This is a genomic window from Dysgonomonas termitidis (assembly GCF_054657735.1).
This window is the reverse complement of sequence record NZ_BAAHYD010000003.1, coordinates 343,307-363,703: the sequence shown is the minus strand read 5'-3', so window position 1 is coordinate 363,703 and position 20,397 is coordinate 343,307. Positions and strand designations below refer to the sequence as shown.

Genomic DNA, 20,397 nt, shown 5'->3' with positions numbered 1-20,397 from the left:
AGCCTGTGACATGTAACTTAATTAATATGTTGAATATTATAATCTTTGGAGCGCCGGGCTCAGGAAAAGGTACTCAAAGCGAGAACCTCATCAGGAAATATAATCTGGCGCACATCTCTACCGGCGATGTTTTACGCGCCGAAATGAAGAACGGTACAGAACTAGGCAAGTTGGCGGAAGGCTACATCTCGAAGGGGCAACTGGTACCCGACGATGTAGTTATCGGTATGCTGGCAAATGTGCTGGACAGCAAGAAAGATGCTTCCGGAGTTATCTTCGATGGCTTCCCCCGCACCATTGCTCAAGGCGAGGCTTTGGAAAAGATGCTGAAGGAAAGGGGGCAGGATATCTCTGTTGTCGTTAGCCTCGAAGTGGACGAACCGGAACTGATAGACCGCCTTATCAAACGCGGACAACAATCGGGACGATCAGACGATAACCTGGAAACAATCAAATCCCGTCTCGACGTTTACAAAAATCAGACATCCCCATTAAAAGAACATTATAAAAACACAGGTAAACTTGCCTCTATAAAGGGTGTAGGCACTGTGGAAGAAATCTTCGGTCTTATAGCTGAAGCTGTAGACAAAGTGAAATAATATTATTGTAGTTACGAGTTACAAGTTACGAGTTACAAGCCGCTTTACTTGTAACTCGTAACTTGTAACTCGTAACTTATAGCTAAATATGGCAGATTCAAATTTTATAGATTACGTCAAAATTTATTGCCGTTCGGGCAAGGGTGGTAGAGGATCGACTCACTTCCGTCGTGAAAAATACATACCTAAAGGTGGACCTGACGGCGGTGACGGTGGTGACGGTGGTCATGTGATACTACGTGGCAACCGGAACTTATGGACATTGCTCCATCTGAAGTTTCAACGCCATATTCTTGCAGGACACGGCGAAAGCGGTTCCGGCAGGTTAAGTTCCGGTAAAAAAGGCGAAACCAAGATAATAGATGTCCCTTGCGGAACAGTGGCCTATGATGCCGAAACGGGAGAATATCTATGTGATGTAACCGAAGACGGACAGGAGGTTATCATGCTGAGAGGGGGCAAGGGCGGCCGTGGGAACAACCACTTCAAAACGCCGACCAATCAGGCGCCGCGATATGCTCAACCGGGAGAACCGTATCAGGAACGCAGAGTGATATTAGAGCTCAAAGTATTGGCCGATGTGGGGCTGGTCGGATTCCCGAATGCCGGCAAATCTACTTTACTCTCGGTCATGACTGCTGCAAAACCCAAAATAGCCAACTATCCGTTTACTACACTGGAACCGAAGATCGGAATTGTCAGTTACCGTGACTACAAATCGTTTGTAATGGCCGACATTCCGGGCATTATAGAGGGAGCAAGTGAGGGGAAAGGCCTGGGATTGCGTTTCCTGCGACACATTGAGCGGAATTCATTATTATTGTTCATTATAGCTGCCGACGCGGACGACATTCATCAGGAATACAGGGTTCTGCTCAACGAACTGGCTCAGTTCAACCCCGAATTACTGGATAAACGACGGGTACTGGCCATATCTAAATCCGACATGCTGGACGAAGAACTGATGGAAGCTCTGGAAGCCGATCTGCCGGAGATACCTCATATATTCATCTCATCCATTACAGGCTATAACCTTGTGGCACTGAAAGATTTATTGTGGCGTGAACTGAATGCTGACGGAGAATATCAGAAATCATTCAATATAACACATCGCAATCTGGATATTAAGACAGTAGAGTTTGATGAAGAGGATGACTCTATACCGGAAGATGATTACGAGGAAGAGGACTGGGATGAAGAAGACGAAGTGGACGGATTCTTCTACGAGGAGGATGAAACGGAATAATTCAATTATAGAATAGAATAAGGCCTGTAGAATATTTTCCACAGGCCTTATTTTTTATTTCATTATCACGAAAAAACGTTCTTAGCTGCTTCCTTTCCTCTTTTCAGAGATTCTTTCCTCAACCTATAAGTATCTTTCAATGACTGGAGTCTCATTTTTCCCCGGTTTATATTTCAAAGCCAAAGCGTGTTTACGCTGCCCTTTTCGTTGTCCCGGAATCGTTCTGTCGCGCCTAATTGCCTGAAACTGTTTTTTCACCTCCCTCTTCAAGTCTTTGATTTGTGCGGTTTGTTTAAATGAAAGCTGCAAATCTTTATAGACCTCTATATTGTTATAATACAAAGATCCATCTCCCGTTTGCGCATATGTAGCGGATGAAGAGGCAAGAATAAATAATAATAACAAAATCTTTTTCATAACTTTATGTAGTTTAATAAATTCATTATAAATAAGTAAAGAAGGCGTCCGGTATAACATTATTCAAATATAACCGGCCATTGTTCTTTCAGATACAAAAAAAACAGGTCTGCGACCTTAAAAGAAAGCATTTAACTATGGAATATTTCTCTTTAAATAATATCGGACTTTTCCGTTTCTCTATATTTCCCCAGTCTGATCTGTTCCATTTTTCGTCCAGCATAAAAGGCGGGGTTAGTACAGGCGCATACAGTTCCCTCAATCTCGGCCTGTACTCAGGTGATAATCCGGAACATGTAAAAGAAAACAGAGAACGCATTGCGAATGTGGCAGGCGTTCCTGTAGAAAATCTGTATATACCCTGCCAGACTCATGATGACAAAACATTCATTGTAGACGAACAGTTTTTAAATCTTAATGATGAGGAAAAAGAAAAGAAGCTATATGGCATCGACGCCCTTATCACAGACCGGAAAAATATATGCATAGGAGTTACTACCGCCGACTGTGTACCGGTACTGATATACGACCCGCACAAGGAAGTATTGGCTGCCATACATGCCGGATGGAAAGGTACTGTTGCGCGGATTGCGGAAAAGACAGTGATAAGGATGACAGAACATTTTGGCTCCAATCCCAAAGACTTACTTGCCGGGATAGCTCCATGTATATCACAGGAGCGTTTCGAAGTGGGTGAAGAAGTAGTAGAAACCTTTCAGGAAGCAGGTTTTCAAATTGAGGATATTGGTTACCGGAACACCGAGACCGGAAAAATGCATCTGAATTTGCAACAGGCAAACAAACTGATTTTAAATGATGCAGGCATACCGGCACAGAATATTGAAATTGCAAACCTCTGTACCTATTCAAATCCTCAGCTATTTTTCTCTGCGCGGCGTCAGACCATTCATTCAGGACGGATGGTTACAGGTGGTATATTAAAATAATTATTTTGTATTTTTGCTATCTGATAAACATTTTAGAATAAAAAACAAATGGCTCACCCTATACTTTTACCTCCCGAATGGTATCCCCAAAGCGCAATACAACTGACATGGCCTCATATTGGAACCGATTGGGAATACATGATCGAAGATGTAACCGCCTGTTATGTAAACATAGCATACGAAATATTAAAGAGGCAAAAGCTTGTCATTGTATGCTATAGTGCAGAAAGCGTAAGGTTTGAATTGAGGGCGCACAAAGAATTGTTTGGCAACCTCACTCTGATTGAATTACCTACAAACGATACCTGGGCACGTGACCATAGCGGCATCTCGGTTATTAAGGACGGCAAAAAATATGTATATGATTTTACGTTCAACGGATGGGGCTTGAAATTTGCCTCCAATTTTGATAATCAGATAACCCGGGGATTATTTACAGGAAAGATATTCGCTTCTGATGTGGAACTGATAAATAAAAAAGATTTTGTACTCGAAGGCGGAGCAATCGAATCGGACGGGAAAGGAACCCTGCTCACCACATCAGAATGTTTATTATCTCCAAACAGAAATTCATACCTTTCGAAAGAAAGCATAGAAGAATATCTGAAAGAGACTTTTGGCCTCAGCAGGGTACTATGGCTCGATCACGGCTATTTTGCCGGGGATGATACGGATAGCCACATCGACACTCTTGCCCGCTTTTGTGACCAGCATACGATAGCCTATGTAAAATGTGAGGATACATCGGACGAACATTACGATGCCCTTGCTAAAATGGAAGAGCAACTCAAAACATTTACCGATTATCAGGGAAACCCATACAAACTGGTAGCTTTACCTATGGCAGAACCTGCATATGACGAAGATAATCAAAGATTACCCGCAACATATGCCAATTTCCTTATTATGAACAATGTGGTATTATTACCGTTCTACAACGACAAGGAAAGGGACGAAGAAGCCCGTAAGCAACTGCAAAAGGCTTTTCCGGCAAGGGAAATCATCGGTGTGGATTGCTCGCCGCTGATAAGGCAACATGGTTCCCTGCATTGCATTACAATGCAGTATCCCGAAAGTTTTATATAACATATTGCATGAAATGAAAGATCAGAAAGCATTATTATTCAGATGTATAAAAAATGACGTTCCTGCAATGGTATTTTCGGGAAATGATATACTGTTCCTCCCTCTACTGAAAAAATATTACGAAGATGCAAAACAAGCCGGATGCACACAGGAATTTCTGGACGATATACAACTGCGAATAGAAGAATTCGGGAAACATATAGAAATGTCGCCTGATACAATAAAGTTACCGGATTGATTACTAATTTGCCAATCAGCAAATATGCCAATGATTCAAAGCCATCTGATTTATAATTTGTAACTCACAAATAAAATGAAAATAGGATTAATACAACAGGCCAATACACCCGACATCAGGAAGAATATTGAAGGGCTCAGGAATAAAGTAAAAGACGCCGCAAAACAAGGCGCACAACTTATCGTTTTAGAGGAGTTACATAATTCACTGTATTTCTGCCAGGTAGAAGACACCAACATCTTCGACCTTGCCGAAACAATCCCCGGCCCGTCGACTGACGAGTTTGGAGCACTGGCCAAAGAGCTGGGAGTCGTTATTGTACTCTCCCTCTTTGAGCGGCGTGCGCCGGGCTTGTACCACAATACAGCTGTGGTAATGGAAAAAGACGGAACTATTGCCGGAAAATACCGCAAAATGCATATTCCCGATGATCCTGCCTATTATGAAAAATTCTATTTCACTCCGGGAGACCTCGGATTCAAACCTATCGAGACATCTCTCGGCAAACTGGGCGTACTGGTTTGCTGGGACCAGTGGTACCCCGAAGCTGCCCGCCTGATGGCAATGGCCGGAGCCGATCTGCTCATTTATCCTACTGCCATAGGTTGGGAATCGACCGACTTGCAGGAAGAAAAAGACCGCCAGCTAGGAGCATGGGTAATCTCCCAGCGGGGACATGCCGTAGCAAATGGCTTACATGTGGTATCAGTTAACCGTACAGGTTACGAACCCGATCCGTCGGGACAAACGAATGGCATTACATTCTGGGGAAACAGTTTTGTGGCTGGTCCTCAGGGAGAAATACTATGGCAGGCCCCGAACGACAAGGAAGAAGTCCGGATTGTGGAAATAGATATGAAACGCTCCGAACAGGTAAGGCGCTGGTGGCCGTTCTTCCGTGACAGGCGCATCGATTATTTCGCGGATATAACAAAGCGGTTTATAGATTAATTGGAAATGTACAAAACTTTATAATATTTACTCTTTGCCAGTGACCGACTGACAGAGTGTAGTTTCTATGTTATAGGATATGTTCAGAAACCGGGAATAAAATGTACATTATCCCGAATAAATTTATCTATACAACTATAAGCTGTTAGCTTATATAGTTCTTTGAAGTATTGATTAAAGCAGTTACAAGTTACTTCGCCCTTTGGGCAGTTACGGGTTACAAGTAAACAAGATACGAGATACAAGTTGTTAACTGTTTACTGCTAACTGTTTACTGTTAACTGATATTTCTGTTACCTTTGTTACTTTTTGCGTCTTTGCGTCTCTGCGTGAGAATACTGTTAACTGCTAACTGAAAGTCACTTGCGCAACAGCCAAAGCTAACGGCTAAAAGCTATCAGCTAATAGCTGAAATATCTGTTACCTTTTATCGCATTATACTATTAACACATTGGTTTTTAATAAAAATATTGTGGCGATCTAAGCTGATTGCCAATGGCTAATTTTGAAAAATGATTTTAACTGACGACGAAAATAAACAGTACCTCACAAAAGGTACGCTCTGGCTGATGGCAGTCGGAGCCGGACTGGTTGTAGCGAATAACTATTACAACCAACCCTTATTGGGCATGATAGCCAAAGAGCTCGGCGAGTCCGAAGCCGCGGCCAGCAGGGTTGCCATGTTTACCCAGATAGGCTATGCCGCAGGGCTTTTGCTCATAATTCCGTTAGGAGACATGTTCAGGCGAAAAAAAATAGTACTGATAGACTTTATCTTTATTATTATTTCATTACTGATCTTCGCTCTTAGCAAGTCACTGACAGTAATGATTACCGCCAGTTTCTTTATCGGGCTGACATCCGTCGTACCTCAAATATTCGTGCCCATAGCCGCCCAGTTATCCGCACCCGCAGAGAAAGGCAGAAATGTGGGAATAGTAATGAGCGGACTGCTTATCGGCATACTGGCCTCACGTGTTTTCAGCGGTTTGCTGGGTGAGTATCTCGGCTGGCGCGAAGTGTTTTACGTTGCAGCCGGAATGATGGTCATACTCGGCATTCTTATCGCTTGGCTGTTGCCGGATATGCAACCGACCTTTAAAGGGACATATAGTCAATTAATGGGATCTATATTCCGCTATACAAAAGAAATCCCAAGCCTTAGATTAGCTTCCTTGCGAGGCGCATTGGGCTTTGGCTCCTTTTCTATGTTCTGGACCACACTTACTTTCAGGCTCGAGCAAGCGCCCTTCTTTCAGGGTAGTGATGTCGCGGGTTCGCTGGGACTTGTCGGGATCGCGGGCGCATTGGCAGCATCCGTTACCGGCTCTGTTTCGGGAAAAGCAGACAAGAATAAGATAATCTTTATAGCTTGCCTCCTGATGCTTCTATCGTGGGGAATATTCGGTTTCTCCGGAAATACCTATATCGGGCTGATTGCAGGCATTATCTTCCTCGATATGGGACTACAAGGCATGCATGTCACTAACCAGACTATCGTTTTCTCTACTCATCCGGAGGCTTCCAACAGGTTGAATACGGTATATATGGTATCCTATTTCATTGGAGGCTCGGTAGGCACATTCCTCGGCGGGATCGCTTGGCAGTATTATGGATGGGACGGCGTTGTGAGTGTCGGGAGCCTGCTTATCCTGCTTTGTTTATCCATACATATATTGCTGTGTAACAGGACTAAATACAAGATGTAAGCACTTACAGCTTTCCTGTCCGTTTTATCCCGGACATCAGCAGAGATATTGCCGTACCTATTACGGCAAAGCCGAGCAAAAGGAAAGGCATGTACCATACGATCACATCGAGTTGTATATGCCAAAACGCGTGTTCTTTGAAAATAATGTACCATGATAAAGGGCATACCACCGAGAAGAGTGTCGCCAGTATCAAAGCCACGTATTTACGATCATGTAATTTACGGGTAAGAAACCAAACAATACCCGTGCAGACAATGATAATGAATATGAGATAGACGAAACGGAAGCGGATGAAAACAGGAGTAAAACCCCAGTCCGAACTATTTTCGCCAAGATAGTATTTGATGACATTGTTCCATACAAACGAAAGTGAGGAAGGGTCGTTATCCGTTCCCTCCAGATCGGAGAACTGGACAAACGATGAACGACGGACAAAGGCCGTTTGCAGGTAGCCAAGGGCCCCTCCCAGACCGCCCAGATAAGTCCATAATTGAAGGATCAGAACAAGAAACTGTACCAATACTGCACCTAAAGCGGCTAGTCCGGCTTTGAAAGAGAACACGAAGAACTCTGCGAACCGCTGCCTTTCCAGATAGGAATAATACACTATAGGGATAAAGATAGACAGCATTGCCGTAGAACTGAACTCAAGCCCCGAAAAGAAGAACTTGACCAGAACGGCTAAAAAAAGCGAAACAAAGATGCGTCTATCGGACACAGTACCCGGAGACGAGTACCTTTTCTCCAGGAGCAAGAGCAGGGCGAGGAAGGGAACATAAAAGTTCCACAGCGACCACCATAGCCCATTCCCGCCAAACATAACAATCTTAGGAGAAAGGAATGTAAACAGGAAAGTGATAATGGCAGGAGTAATCCCAAAGTTGCGCAACACCCAGCCGGTAAATACGAGGAAACCCATCGCCATCAGCATGGCATTCAGGAAACGGAGTATCTGATAGTTAATATCATTGCTGAAAGGGAGTATTTTCTGTATCAGGTAATAGAGAGAGGCCTGCCCACCCGAATGGCTCACATAGACACAGTAGCCGTCAGGAGCATCCTTCTCGCCAAGATAATACCTAATCTGATCGAACCGGTTTCCGGATACAATTGAATCTCGCAAGCCTAGGTCATCAACACGCAGTGCATCCTTTACGCTATCGGGTTTGATATAATTCACACCCATGAATCCTGATGAGGCGAAGAACCCGTCTTTCTCGGCCTTTACCATCCGGCCTATCACAAGACCTTCTTCAAAAGTCTCGTATTCCTTATAATGAACGGGTACTGCCACCTTGAAAAGGTTGCTGTAAAAGCTAAAGGTAAGCAGGAAAAATGCGATACCAAAGAAGATCAGACGAGCCTTTCCGGCCTTATTCATATCCATAGCGATTCCGGCTTATGATTTTCCTAAAAGGTCTTTGAAGAAATACTTTACCTTCCACCAGTTGGTATAAAGTTGCCTGTACCTGTAGCGATGTTTGTAGTGGAAAGTCGATTTATAATAGAGATTGCGGGTTGCCCATATCGGATAATCTTTTAGTAAGCTCCAGTCGTAATGTTCATCGAAAGGGCATGTCTCATTTGTAGAAAATTCAGCTATCCGGTATTTCTTTCCTAAAATGGAATATATGCTTTGGTCGTGCCGGTTTTCCTTAAAGCCAGGCAGATTCGGAGTCCGCGAAGGAGAGTCGGTAGCCAGGCTGTAATCGTCAAGATAAGCCTGATACCAGTCTTTTACAAACTGCATCACCAGAGGGCTTTTCTTAAAAAATATGATACCAGACTCGAATTGGGTCGTATGCGTGTAATATCGGTCATCCCTGACACCGAAATAGTCAAGAACATCTCCCTTCGTCCATTCATAATCGCAGCGTATCATCTCAGGCATATCGTTGGTGGGTATCACCTGCCCCCTGACACCAAGGATACCCGTTTCCGACTTATCCACTATATCGTAGTATTCCAGCATACGTTTGCGTCCGTCAGGATTATAAAAGCAACCCAAATCGGCATACAGGAGCACATCACCGTCATTCATCCTTTCCAGTGTCTGCAGTACCAGATAGGGCTTCCAGCACCAGTAGCCGAATCCGCGGGAATAAGGGATCAGATACCGTCCCCACTTCTTCCTGAAACCGGCATCGAGATCTTTGTCGTTATAGGTATATATTTCATCGAAAACATTCAGGCTTTCAGCGGATTTCCGGTATCGTTCCGCTCCCTTGAACATGGGGTAATTGCCGAATGTGCATAAAACTCTCTTCATGTAGGTCGTGTTAATTGTTGAATAAGTCTTTGAACCAATATTTCACCGCCCACAATCTTCGATAGAGCTTCCTCAACCTGAAACGGTGCTTGTAGTGGTACTTGCTTGTATAATATTTATCGCGGCGGGCCTGTATGGGATAGGTATCCAACAGAGACCAGTCGCGCTGAAAGATCTCGTTCGTAGAAATCCCGACTATGCCGTATTTCTTTCCCAGGATGGAATAGATGCTTTGGTCGTGCCTGTTCTCTTTAAAGCCGGGCAAGTTCGGCACACGTGAAGGAGAATCTGTGGCCAGACTATAATCGTCCAGATAAGCCTGATACCAGTCTTTTACAAACTGCATCACCAGAGGGCTTTTCTTAAAGAAAATGATTGTGGATTCGAACTGGGGAGTATGAGTATATGCTTTATCCTCATATACATTATAGTAGGCAAAGACATCTCCTTTGGTCCACTCGTATTCATAATAGAGTGTTTCGGGCATACCATTATAGCTCACTTCCTGACTCTTAACACCGAGAATGCCTGTGGGAGTATTTTCCACCATCTCATAGTATTCCAGCAGCCGTTCGCGTCCTTTAGGGTTGAAATAGCAACCGATATCGGAATAGAGAAGCACATCGCCATCCTGCATTCCTTCCAGAATTTTGAGGATGAAGTAAGGTTTCCAGCACCAGTAACCGAATCCCCGGGAATAAGGTATAAGATACCTGCCCCAGAGTTTATAGAAGTCCTTGTCCAGATCCTTTTCGCAAACGGTATGGATATCATCGAATATATCCATGCTTTCGCACATCTTTCTGAAGCGGGGGAAACCTTCGGTCAAATAATAGCTGCCGAATGTACAGACTGCTCTCTTCATTGATGTTGTGTTATTATAAGATACAAAAGTAGGGTATTTATTTGATAAACACCCTATTTTTAGTTACGAGTTACAAGTTACAAGTAGGCAAGACAGGAGCTTTCAGTTTTGTCGCTCCGCGCCATTTGCTAATCTGCTAATCATTGTCTTACTTCTACCCACCGTCCCGTGGTACGGCTTTGCTCCGACGGATTATACATAGGCTCGTTACTTATCGCAGGGAGGTAGAACCTTCCGCAATACGCGGCCTGCAACCTGATGCGGAACGAAGACGAATAACCGGAACCAATATTATAATAGGTATATACCCTGTCGTCCCTTATGTCCTGATAATTGAACGAACCGGCCGTCCTGCTATCCGCTTCGTTGAACAGACGGGTATTGAATATCTCCCATCCCGAAGGAAATATCTGGCTCAGGGTCATATCAGTCAGATATTGTCCCGATATATTCTGTACGATTACGTTGGCAAAGAACTCCGTACCCTGCTTCAGGGAAGTGACATCTATCTCCTTACCGTTCTCATCCACATACTTCACATACAGGTTCGTCCCGTTACTCTGAGCCGGAGTATTATCTACAACCGGCTGAGTACGTCCAAGCAAACGGACGAAAATCTGCCCCTGTCCTTTATTTTTGATGGAGACATGTACTTTCTCCTGTGGCTTAACAACAACTTCCTGAAAAACCTCTCCGGAATTTCCCGTTGTTTGTTTCACCCCATTCAGTTCCCATTCATAGGAGATAACACCTTTACCCATTTTTTCGGCGAGCTTCGACATCGCTATCAGTCCGTAAGCTGCCGTTTGAGTAGTGATATATCCGCCGCTCAGGGCTTCCGACACCTTAAATGACAGAGCCAGCGCTTTTTCGGTTCTTCCCAGCAGCAGGTATGTTTCCATTATCATCGACATATCACGGGATGAACTGCCGTATGTATTATTATTGAATGAATAAGGGCTGACCTGATCGCTAAGATTAGTTATCAACTGATTCGCTGCGTCCTTTTTACCTGCAAGTGCATAAGCCGCGGCCAATCGCCAGCGTGCCTGTGCCGACAATCCACTCATTTCTTTCAGACGGTTCATAGCTCCCAGTTCAGGCTCTCCGGCAAGGGCAAGCGTGTACAGGCGATATGCCTGTTGCAGATCGGCCATCGAATTGCTGTAATAAGAAGTATAAAGATCTGCCCTGTTCCATGTCTGGGCAGCCTTTTTCTGGAACTGCTTCCATTTTGCCAGTACCGATGCCGGCACATCACGCCCTGCCCGCTGGGCTTCGACAAGAAAATGCCCCGCATAAGTCGTTACCCATTCGTTCGGCACGGTATTACCCGGCCAGTACGCGATACCTCCATCCATCAGCTGACGTGAGGTTATCATCCTTATCCCTTCTCTTATATTGTTGTCTATCACATCCTTTTCTTTATTGGAGAATGGACGGAATGCCTGTACATACAACAGCGGGAATACCTTGGATGTCACCTGTTCGGAACATCCGTGAGGATAATCGTGCAAGTAAGACAGGTTCTTGTTCAGATCCACTCCCGGCATACGCGATACCTCCATCTTTGCCCAATCTTCGCTTCGCAACGATTCGAAAGCGATCTCCAGTTCAGCAGTCTCATTAGCAGGAACCAATGCCTGAGAAGATAACAGTACCGGCGGATTCGGATTCCGCACTTCTATGTCAATTGTTTCTGTTGCCGACTCTCCATTACCTGTAGCTTTGACTACTATCTTTTCAAACCCGGTCTTCTTCCCTACTTTCACTTTGAAATAAACCATCTTGTCGCCTGTCTGGGTAAATGTTACCGATTTGGAAGTTCCCTCTGTGAACTGGAACAGGCCTGTAGACTGTGCTGTCAGACTTACATTCTTTATCTTCTTATCCATTGCGAATACATTGACAGGAAGAAGTATTTCTTCATCAGGCCCTGCCACGCGCGGCAAGGTAGATAGTATCATCAACGGATTGCGAACAGGGACTGCCTTCTCTGCGTTGCCATACGCCCCCTTTGCATTTCCGGCAACAACCATCACGCGAACCGAACCAAAATACGGAGGTAAGGTTATCTTGTGCGTATCCTTTTTACCTCCTCCGAGCGTATAAGGCCCCAGATATTTCACTACCGGTTTGAAGCGGCTCATTGTATTATTACCCGGTTTCAGTGCTTCGTCCCCTCCTATGCTCAATAGTGGCCCCAACTTTCCTGTTTGGGCACCTACCACCATATCGAACATATCCCATGTGCGGACACCCAGAGCCTGACGGGAATAGAATTCATCCCATGCATCCGGCGTGCGGAACGAAGTAAGATCGAGTAATCCTTCATCTACAATGGCAAGAGTATAGGTCATATTTTTACCGTTCTTTTCAGATACGGACACAGTAAATTCTTTTTCAGGACGTAACTCGTCAGGCATCGTTATTACAGGAGACAATTTGGTCTCGCTATTTTCTACATTTATATTCAGTACGCCATACATGCGGATAGGCAAGTCATTATCCGTCTGCGCATGAGGCTGGAACAGGCTGGCGAAGATATAGAAATTAGGCGCCATCTCCTCAGTTACTTTGAATGTGTGCTTGGTATCTTCTTTGGCCGTAGTGGTTACCCATTCACGGGAAATGATGCGGGAACCATCTTCCAGGCTTAGTAAAGCCCGGCCGTCAGAACTCTTAGGAAGGATAACAGTAACTGTTTCCCCTACCTTATATGACTGTTTATCCGTTGTGAATGAAAGCATTGTCAGTCCACTAGGGTCTTGCTTATCGGAACGCCCACGCCATGACGGCCAGTCGGCATATAACAAACGGCCTGATGTATGCCCTCCCTGTCCATCGGTTACCATAATCAGATAGCGTCCCCATTCAGGATAATCGACACGGAACTTCACTTTCGCTTTTCCCCCGCCTGAAGTAGAAATGGTCTGGTCGAGGATAACTTTTGTTGATGTATTATTTACATATGAAGACAGATTATCGTTGGAATTCCACCACCAGGACCAGTCGAGTTTATATATCCTGACCTCCAGGTCAGACCGGTTGAGAGGTTTGCCCTCAGGTGTAAGGGTAACAATATCTATCATATTGTCCTTATCGGTCTCCAGCCATCCGTATTGAGTATCGGTCGGAGATTTAATTCCTATATAAGCTGAAAACGGAGAATAAGCGGCAGTCTGTGTATAGATGCTGGCATCGCCTCCCAATTCGAAAACACGCGAAACAATATTGGCCCGCAACATGCCCGGTGCACTTGCCGCCTGAGGAAGATTCGCCCTTATAGTCGCATTGCCGGAAGCATCCAGCCTGCCATCGAAGATGGTATATGTATCCGAAGTAAAGTTTGACGCCGGATTATTAAACGCATATTGCTCATATCCCTTGAAAGGTGTGCGCGCCGAACTCAAAGTCATTTCCACTTTAGCCGCCAGATTTACAGCCGGAGCGCCATGCAGCCATTGTGAAGATAATGAACCGGAGAATGAGCCTGAACCGGCATTAATCATATCGCCTACATCGAGACGGATTTTCAGGCGGTTTGGTTTCACCGTCTCTATCTTTAATGTTTTATAGAATGTAACACCTCCCACTTTCACTCTTGCCTGCCAGTTACCGGTAATCGCATTGGCATCCGTAGCCATACGGAACGGATAAAAGCCATCCTTGCCCGAAGTAGCTGTATATCGTTGGGCCATTTGCCCGCGAGGGGTATAAAGTTCGAGTGATACCGGATGTTCTTTCGGCAGGGTCTTGGCCTTATCTTCCAGAATGAACGTTACAAATATGGAATCGCCCGGACGCCACACCCCACGTTCGCCATAGATATAACCTTTCAATCCTTTCTTTATTTCTTTACCGCTTACATCGAAGTTACTCAATGAAAGGGAAAGATTTGAAGTTACTTTCAAGTAGCCTTTTTCCTTCTCGCGAGAAGCAATTACGACAAATGGCACGCCACCTTTATAGTCTATATCGGCGAATCCGTCTCCATCAGTTTTTCCGCTACCTATCCGCTGCATCTGATAATTATAGATATCTACTACTCCGCCCGATATGGGTTTAGTGGTAAGAATATCGGTCAGCGCGACAAACATTTTCTTATCGGCTCCCAGTTTTGCTGTTATCCCTATGTTAGATGCCAGCACCACACAACTATACGTCTTATTCATATAGAATGTAGGGTCGCATGGGTTCTCTCTTTCAGCCCAGTTGTAATTATCCCAATCCCAGTCATCGGAATAGTAATATCCCGGCCTGTCCCATTGGGCTTCGTCCTCTTCGGTCAGTTTATTATCGAATCGTTCGAGACTGGCCTCTTCGGGTATCTGAGGAGTTATGCCACCACAAGGGAATAATGAATACTCCTTCTTCATCGAAAATTCCACCTTATAGACAGCTCCCGGATCTTGCTTAATCATTGTAGCCAAATCGAGGGAGAAGTTGTTCCACTCTTCGAGTTTCATTGTAGGATCTTCGTCCAGACGAATACGTTTCTTTAATATAAGACGGCCGAAGCGTTTCAACTCATCACTCTCGCCAAAATCGTTGGCTTGCAGATAGCCCAAGATATTATTTTCGAATATCTTAATCACTTTTACGTCTATTGCCCACAGATTGACTGCCTGAAACGGAATTATAAGGTTATCGGAATTAGGGAGAATATTTCCCGAACCCACCATTTTTATCTCCGGACTATTTTTCCGGAAATTGACACTGTAAGTATAATCGTCCTTGAGGCGCATATTCGCCACACTCTTTATTTCCCTGAATATCTTGAGCTCGACACTCGATCCCCGGGTTGTTTTATCCAGATATAACCTCAACACATTCCTGTCTATGTCGAATGAAAAACTTTCGATGGCCCCGGGCTTCACCAAACCTTGTATATTCTGGCTAAGTGAGAGCGGGTCGCTAAAAGTAACACGGATACACTCCTGCGGATCGTATTCCATACCCACATCTATTACTTCAAACTGTGATATCTTAGGAATGACGATCTTTATATCTTCGTTCTTCTTCAATCCTATGGCATCCCCTTTTACATGAAGCGTATATTCAATATCTGAATTGTCCCGGTATAGGCTATCTACTAAAAGGCTGAAACGCCCTTTTGTTTCAGTCGGAGTAATCTTTATCTTCGCGTCTTTGGCCTTATCTCCACCCGATAGTGAAAACATTTTAGTTACATTATCAAGCTGCGCATCATCGGCCAGCAATACGGTTCCCTGCACAGCGTTCCATTTAAGGTCGGTCTCTTTGATAGGAGAGTATGGCATCAGGCTGACACTGTAATTCTGTTCCGGAATATGGAAATGAAAATAAAATTCTTTAAACTCGCTCTCTACTTTCAGCACCTTATCCAGTTTGAACCAGGCTTCGTATTCCTGACCCGGCTTCAGTTCTCCGGCATCAGGGACGAATTTTATGGTGCGGGAACTTGACCAGTAAGCTTTCCCTTTTATTGACGGAGAAAATTCAAACAGCTTCTGATCGATTTCCTTATTCAATTCCACAGTCGGAATATCCTGCGTCAACTCGATTTGTATTTCGGAAGAAGATGAAACTTTTCCGTAGGTGAATGCTGCAATGTATTTTGCAAACTCGGAATTAATTTCACGGGTACCGCCCTTCTTACATGAATTCACTATAAAAAGACACGATAAAAGAAAAACAGGGATGAGGAAAAGATTTTTTTTCATAGTTATATTTATTTGTGTCCGATGCGATTTTATTATATACTAATTCACAAATATAAAAGAATATTTGCGATTAGCAGAAGGCTAAAAGGAGTAATTGTAGGAAGTTGCCTTTTCCGGTGACGAAATGGCCATATGGCTTCATGTAATTTATTAACTAATTCAAGTTGCTATTTATAGAATTATCCAATAAAAAAGGTCAATCCCTTAACTTTGCGGTGCTAACACACAAAAAAGGACTGACCATGGTTACAAAAACCATTGCAATATACGTATTTTTTGATGATATATTGAAATCGATGAACCACAAAGAGCCTGAGAGCCGTAAGACCAGTGATGCGGAAATCATTACGGTAGTTCTGATTGCCGCCCAGTATTTTGCAGGCAATATAGAGAAATCCATCTGTTTTGTCCGTTCTACCGGATTGATGCCTCGTATGCTTGGCAAAAGCCGCTTCAACCGCAGGTTGCACAATATAGGAGAATTTCTTAGCCAACTCTTTTTCTATACAGGCCAGGCAATAAAGGGTATGAGCCTTGAGACAACTTATAGCATCGATAGCTTTCCTGTAGAGGTCTGCCATAATATACGCATAAGTAGATCCAGGATTGTCAAAGGGGAACAATACCGAGGTAAATGTGCTTCCAAACGTGTTTATTTTTATGGTTTTAAAGTTCATATGATAGTTACTTCGGATGGTATTCCCGTAGAATTTACCTTTACAGCAGGCGGAATCCATGATATTGACGGTATAAAACAATTGCCGGTCAACCTGCCTGATGGAAGTCAACTTCTGGCTGATTCCGCTTACACTGATTATTTGCTTGAAGACATGCTGGCCGATAATAATATTTATCTGAAAGCTGCCAGGAAAAGTAATTCCACAAAGCCGCATAATCCGTGTATGGAATATCTGATATCTATTCACAGAAAGCGGATTGAAACAGCTTTTAGTGATATTACCAAGTATTTGCCTAAGAAAATTCATGCCGTCACTCAAAAGGGGTTCTTGATTAAACTTATTGCTTTCATTTGGGGATATACTTTTGATAAAATTTACAATCTATAAATAGCAACTTAAATTAACTACACAAACAAATACAGGCTAAAAGCCATTACCAGCATACCTGCTACCAATCCCATAATAGAAATATGGTGTTTTCCGTACTTCTCGGCACTAGGCAGCAATTCGTCGAGGGAGATAAATACCATAATTCCCGACACGGCAGCCAGGATAATCCCATTCATAGCGGGTGTCCAGAACTGCATCAGGAAGAAATATGCGATCAACGCGCCGAAAGGTTCGGCCAGCCCGGAAGCGAACGATAGCCAGAATGCTTTTTTGCGGCTGCCCGTAGCGTGATAGATAGGTACGGCGACAGCTATTCCTTCGGGAATATTATGTATGGCAATAGCGATAGTTATGGGTATGGCAACATCGAGGGAGCCAAGAGCAGATGTAAAAGTCGCGATACCTTCAGGGAAGTTATGTATGGCAATGGAAAGGGCGACAACAATGCCTGTACGTTTCAGAGAACGTTTTTTATCCATATCTTCCACACCTTGAATCTCATGCGGATTTAACGACTTGGGAATTGCAAAGTCTATCATATTTATGAGGGCAATACCGGCAAAGAAAGCAAGTATCAGATAGAGCGTTCCCGTTTTTTCACCATAGACCGATACCAGTTCCAGCTTACCTTGCGGCATCATCTCCATAAATGAGACATACAACATTATACCTGCCGAAAAGCCCAGAGACGCACACAGGAATTTTGTATTCGTATGTTTGGCAATCAGCGCTATAAGGCTGCCTATACCAGTCGATAGCCCCGCAATAGCTGTAAGTATAAACGCAAGTAGTATATTCTGTTCGGTCATTATATTCTCCTGAAACGTTAAGATTGCAAAGATAATGGATTACCGTGAGGTATGGTAAAGATTTACAGGATGAAATGAAGAATATCCGATTAAATTTCTTTTAAGTATAAACAATTTGATAATTTTATGAGTTCAATTACATTAAGCGTTTTCGTGACCCGGAATAATCAAAATAAATTTTGCTTTTGCTCCCGCGGCTTAAATACATTCTTATAAAATAACATATACTATCTCTATGGCAAATAAAAGTAATTACAGAGTCCATTTTATACAACATGTTCCTTTCGAAGGGCTCGGATATATTGAAACATGGATAGATGAAAACAATTTTACCCTTTCCACAACCAAAATGTACGAAGACTACGAATTTCCCGATTTGTCGGAATTCAACCTTCTCATCATTATGGGAGGCCCTATGGGCACATATGAAGAGGATAAATATCCGTGGCTGAAAGAAGAAAAAGCATTTGTGAAGGAGGCTATAAATGCAGACAAGACTGTTGTGGGTATTTGTCTGGGTTCACAAATCATAGCCAATGCATTAGGGGCGAAAGTATATCCGAACAAGGAAAAAGAAATAGGCTGGCTGCCTGTTACTCTCACCGATACCCGGGCGCAAGCCTTATTCGCTTCTAAGGATAAATCACCAATCGTTTTCCAATGGCATGGAGATACCTTCGACCTTCCTGTTAACGCAAAGTTGCTGGCCTCGAGTGAAGCGTGTAAGAATCAGGCATTTTTGTACAAGGACAATGTTCTGGCTTTGCAATTTCATTTCGAAGTGACAGAAAAAAGTTATGCGGAAATGCTGGACAACGGATTAGACGAACTAACAGACGGAAAATACATTCAGACAGAAAATTATATACGAAATAATACTCATTATATAGAGGAATGCAACCGGATGATAAAATCCGCGATGGACAAGTTTATTGAAAATATATGACACAGAAAACACGTAATACAGACACAGGCGCGCTGATATTCATCATCTGCCTGTCGGCCTCTCTGGTTCCATTCATGGGTTCGGCTCTGAACCTGGCCTTACCATATATAAACAGCGATTTATCTCTTGATGCCGTCATGTCCGGATGGGTACCGACTTCCTATATGCTGTCTACGGCCATACTTCAGATACCCTGCGCGCGTATCGCCGATATGATAGGCCGCAGGAAGGTTTTTATATGGGGCGTCATTGTGCTTACTGTATTTTCTGTTTTAAGCGGCTTTGCCTCTACGGGTACAAGCCTTATCATATACCGCTTTCTGGCCGGAGTGGGCAGCGCGATGATGTTCGGCACAAGCACAGCCATACTGACCTCATCTGTTCCCGCCGAAAAACGTGGAAAAGCACTGGGTATGGTCGCCGCGGCCGTATATTTCTCCCTCGCAGCCGGTCCGTTTATAGGGGGAATACTTACCCAGTATTTCAACTGGCACAGCATATTCTTTGTATCGGCGGCTCTCAGTCTGATTGTGGCTGTCGGCGGCATACTGATAATTAAAGACGACTGGAAGGAAGACGGGAAAAGTACATTCGACACTGTCGGGGCTATATTATTTGCCGTGGCTCTTTCATCTTTGATCTATGGTTTTTCGGAACTTCCGCATGTCAGCGGATTCATTTTTATCGGCATCGGTATCGTTGTTATCCTTTGCTTTGCTGTATATGAGAAAAAGCAGGAATTCCCCGTATTCAATATCAGGGTATTCCTCGGCAACAGGGTATTCCGTTTATCTTCCCTCTCGGCACTGATTAACTATTCGGCAACTTTTGCCATATCCTTTATGCTCAGTCTCTATCTGCAATATGTGCGTGGCCTGTCGCCCCGCGATGCCGGACTGATACTTATCGTGCAATCGGTGGTACAGGTGGTAGCTTCTCTTAAATCGGGAAGTCTGTCGGACAAGATGTCCGCGACATTTCTGGCAACACTAGGTATGGGAATTATAGCTGTAGGATTGGTCGGATTATGTTTTATAACCGAAACTACCAACTTATATTATCTGGGAGGCATACTTATATTATTAGGACTGGGATTCGGTATTTTTTCTTCACCGAATACCAATATCATTATGAGTTCGGTAGAGAAGAAACATTACGGGCTGGCCTCGGCCACTATGGGAACAATGCGCCTCACGGGGCAGGCATTCAGTATGGGTATCGCTATTATGGCTATTTCGATAATGATAGGAAATGTGAAGATGTCCCCTGCCCTGTCGTCTCAATTTATCGGCAGTATGCGGATAACATTTGTTATTTGTCTGGTATTATGTTTATTCGGAGTATACGCCTCGTCGGCAAGGGACAGGAAGAAAAAAGATGTGTAAAGGTATTCCGGAAAGTTTATCTATATATATAGCCAATAGCATTTAGCTGTTAGCTTATAGTTCTTTGAAAAAATGATTAGTAAATTAGCATATTAGCAAATGAATGAAAAGGTGTAACCTTTGTTACCTTTTAACAGTTACAAGTTACTGCG

The 20,397-nt window shown here is 43.8% G+C and carries 16 protein-coding genes; 10 read left to right on the top strand and 6 right to left on the bottom strand.

What is annotated here, in order from left to right:
* The first annotated feature begins 26 nt into the window (after window positions 1-26).
* Window positions 27-599: an adenylate kinase gene (locus ACYQ3L_RS22745; protein WP_379999630.1), complete on the top strand. Its 573-nt coding sequence runs from the start codon at window positions 27-29 to the stop codon at window positions 597-599.
* A gap of 88 nt (window positions 600-687) precedes the next feature.
* Window positions 688-1,845, top strand: coding sequence for a GTPase ObgE (gene obgE, locus ACYQ3L_RS22740; protein ID WP_379999632.1), 1,158 nt, complete (start codon window positions 688-690; stop codon window positions 1,843-1,845).
* Window positions 1,846-1,968: 123 nt separating this feature from the next.
* Here the strand turns inward: obgE and ACYQ3L_RS22735 are convergent, their stop codons facing one another.
* Entirely contained in the window at window positions 1,969-2,262 is a 294-nt protein-coding gene (locus tag ACYQ3L_RS22735; protein ID WP_379999634.1) for a hypothetical protein, read from the bottom strand.
* Window positions 2,263-2,399: 137 nt separating this feature from the next.
* Between ACYQ3L_RS22735 and pgeF the strand changes: the two genes are divergently transcribed.
* The 5 genes from pgeF to ACYQ3L_RS22710 all read left to right on the top strand — a co-directional run bounded on the left by pgeF (window position 2,400) and on the right by ACYQ3L_RS22710 (window position 7,193).
* Window positions 2,400-3,209, top strand: coding sequence for a peptidoglycan editing factor PgeF (gene pgeF / locus ACYQ3L_RS22730; protein ID WP_379999636.1), 810 nt, complete (start codon window positions 2,400-2,402; stop codon window positions 3,207-3,209).
* A 48-nt stretch (window positions 3,210-3,257) separates the two neighbouring features.
* A complete protein-coding gene (locus tag ACYQ3L_RS22725) occupies window positions 3,258-4,295 on the top strand; it encodes an agmatine deiminase family protein (protein ID WP_379999638.1) in 1,038 nt (345 codons plus the stop codon).
* A 13-nt stretch (window positions 4,296-4,308) separates the two neighbouring features.
* Window positions 4,309-4,533 carry a hypothetical protein gene (locus ACYQ3L_RS22720; RefSeq protein WP_291111854.1) on the top strand — a complete coding sequence of 75 codons (225 nt, stop codon included), beginning with the start codon at window positions 4,309-4,311 and terminating at the stop codon, window positions 4,531-4,533.
* Window positions 4,534-4,608: 75 nt separating this feature from the next.
* Window positions 4,609-5,484, top strand: a complete 876-nt coding sequence (locus ACYQ3L_RS22715) for a carbon-nitrogen hydrolase (RefSeq protein ID WP_379999641.1) — start codon at window positions 4,609-4,611, stop codon at window positions 5,482-5,484.
* Between the two features lie 512 nt (window positions 5,485-5,996).
* The gene (locus ACYQ3L_RS22710; protein ID WP_379999642.1) at window positions 5,997-7,193 is read left to right on the top strand and encodes an MFS transporter; all 1,197 of its coding nucleotides are present in this window, start codon (window positions 5,997-5,999) and stop codon (window positions 7,191-7,193) included.
* A gap of 4 nt (window positions 7,194-7,197) precedes the next feature.
* Here the strand turns inward: ACYQ3L_RS22710 and ACYQ3L_RS22705 are convergent, their stop codons facing one another.
* The 4 genes from ACYQ3L_RS22705 to ACYQ3L_RS22690 all read right to left on the bottom strand — a co-directional run bounded on the left by ACYQ3L_RS22705 (window position 7,198) and on the right by ACYQ3L_RS22690 (window position 16,035).
* Complete coding sequence (locus ACYQ3L_RS22705; protein WP_379999644.1) at window positions 7,198-8,583, bottom strand: hypothetical protein; 1,386 nt, start codon at window positions 8,581-8,583, stop codon at window positions 7,198-7,200.
* Window positions 8,584-8,595: 12 nt separating this feature from the next.
* The gene (locus ACYQ3L_RS22700) at window positions 8,596-9,465 is read right to left on the bottom strand and encodes a hypothetical protein (RefSeq protein ID WP_379999646.1); all 870 of its coding nucleotides are present in this window, start codon (window positions 9,463-9,465) and stop codon (window positions 8,596-8,598) included.
* Between the two features lie 10 nt (window positions 9,466-9,475).
* Window positions 9,476-10,330, bottom strand: coding sequence for a hypothetical protein (locus ACYQ3L_RS22695; RefSeq protein ID WP_379999648.1), 855 nt, complete (start codon window positions 10,328-10,330; stop codon window positions 9,476-9,478).
* Window positions 10,331-10,470: 140 nt separating this feature from the next.
* Entirely contained in the window at window positions 10,471-16,035 is a 5,565-nt protein-coding gene (locus ACYQ3L_RS22690; RefSeq protein WP_379999650.1) for an alpha-2-macroglobulin family protein, read from the bottom strand.
* Between the two features lie 242 nt (window positions 16,036-16,277).
* On the opposite strand from ACYQ3L_RS22690, the gene ACYQ3L_RS22685 reads away from it, so the two are divergent.
* Window positions 16,278-17,102 carry an IS982 family transposase gene (locus ACYQ3L_RS22685; protein ID WP_459952367.1) on the top strand — a complete coding sequence of 275 codons (825 nt, stop codon included), beginning with the start codon at window positions 16,278-16,280 and terminating at the stop codon, window positions 17,100-17,102.
* A gap of 17 nt (window positions 17,103-17,119) precedes the next feature.
* Here ACYQ3L_RS22685 and zupT read toward each other — a convergent pair whose 3' ends face one another.
* Complete coding sequence (gene zupT, locus ACYQ3L_RS22680; protein WP_379998499.1) at window positions 17,120-17,914, bottom strand: zinc transporter ZupT; 795 nt, start codon at window positions 17,912-17,914, stop codon at window positions 17,120-17,122.
* A gap of 235 nt (window positions 17,915-18,149) precedes the next feature.
* Here zupT and ACYQ3L_RS22675 point away from each other — a divergent pair, with 235 nt between their 5' ends.
* Window positions 18,150-18,860, top strand: a complete 711-nt coding sequence (locus ACYQ3L_RS22675) for a type 1 glutamine amidotransferase (protein WP_379998497.1) — start codon at window positions 18,150-18,152, stop codon at window positions 18,858-18,860.
* Window positions 18,857-20,245 (top strand): MFS transporter, encoded by a 1,389-nt coding sequence (locus ACYQ3L_RS22670; protein ID WP_379998495.1) that lies wholly within the window; start codon window positions 18,857-18,859, stop codon window positions 20,243-20,245. The genes ACYQ3L_RS22675 and ACYQ3L_RS22670 overlap by 4 nt, the downstream gene beginning before the upstream one ends.
* The last annotated feature ends 152 nt before the right edge of the window (window positions 20,246-20,397 follow it).

Bases quoted from the DNA above. Each gene is read 5' to 3' on its own strand.
- ACYQ3L_RS22675 (WP_379998497.1), top strand. From the start codon at position 18,150: ATGGCAAATAAAAGTAATTACAGAGTCCATTTTATACAACATGTTCCT.
- ACYQ3L_RS22725 (WP_379999638.1), top strand. From the start codon at position 3,258: ATGGCTCACCCTATACTTTTACCTCCCGAATGGTATCCCCAAAGCGCA.
- ACYQ3L_RS22690 (WP_379999650.1), bottom strand. From the start codon at position 16,035: ATGAAAAAAAATCTTTTCCTCATCCCTGTTTTTCTTTTATCGTGTCTT.
- ACYQ3L_RS22735 (WP_379999634.1), bottom strand. From the start codon at position 2,262: ATGAAAAAGATTTTGTTATTATTATTTATTCTTGCCTCTTCATCCGCT.
- zupT (WP_379998499.1), bottom strand. From the start codon at position 17,914: ATGACCGAACAGAATATACTACTTGCGTTTATACTTACAGCTATTGCG.
- ACYQ3L_RS22685 (WP_459952367.1), top strand. From the start codon at position 16,278: ATGGTTACAAAAACCATTGCAATATACGTATTTTTTGATGATATATTG.
- ACYQ3L_RS22705 (WP_379999644.1), bottom strand. From the start codon at position 8,583: ATGGATATGAATAAGGCCGGAAAGGCTCGTCTGATCTTCTTTGGTATC.
- ACYQ3L_RS22745 (WP_379999630.1), top strand. From the start codon at position 27: ATGTTGAATATTATAATCTTTGGAGCGCCGGGCTCAGGAAAAGGTACT.
- obgE (WP_379999632.1), top strand. From the start codon at position 688: ATGGCAGATTCAAATTTTATAGATTACGTCAAAATTTATTGCCGTTCG.
- ACYQ3L_RS22720 (WP_291111854.1), top strand. From the start codon at position 4,309: ATGAAAGATCAGAAAGCATTATTATTCAGATGTATAAAAAATGACGTT.
- ACYQ3L_RS22710 (WP_379999642.1), top strand. From the start codon at position 5,997: ATGATTTTAACTGACGACGAAAATAAACAGTACCTCACAAAAGGTACG.
- ACYQ3L_RS22670 (WP_379998495.1), top strand. From the start codon at position 18,857: ATGACACAGAAAACACGTAATACAGACACAGGCGCGCTGATATTCATC.
- ACYQ3L_RS22700 (WP_379999646.1), bottom strand. From the start codon at position 9,465: ATGAAGAGAGTTTTATGCACATTCGGCAATTACCCCATGTTCAAGGGA.
- ACYQ3L_RS22715 (WP_379999641.1), top strand. From the start codon at position 4,609: ATGAAAATAGGATTAATACAACAGGCCAATACACCCGACATCAGGAAG.
- pgeF (WP_379999636.1), top strand. From the start codon at position 2,400: ATGGAATATTTCTCTTTAAATAATATCGGACTTTTCCGTTTCTCTATA.
- ACYQ3L_RS22695 (WP_379999648.1), bottom strand. From the start codon at position 10,330: ATGAAGAGAGCAGTCTGTACATTCGGCAGCTATTATTTGACCGAAGGT.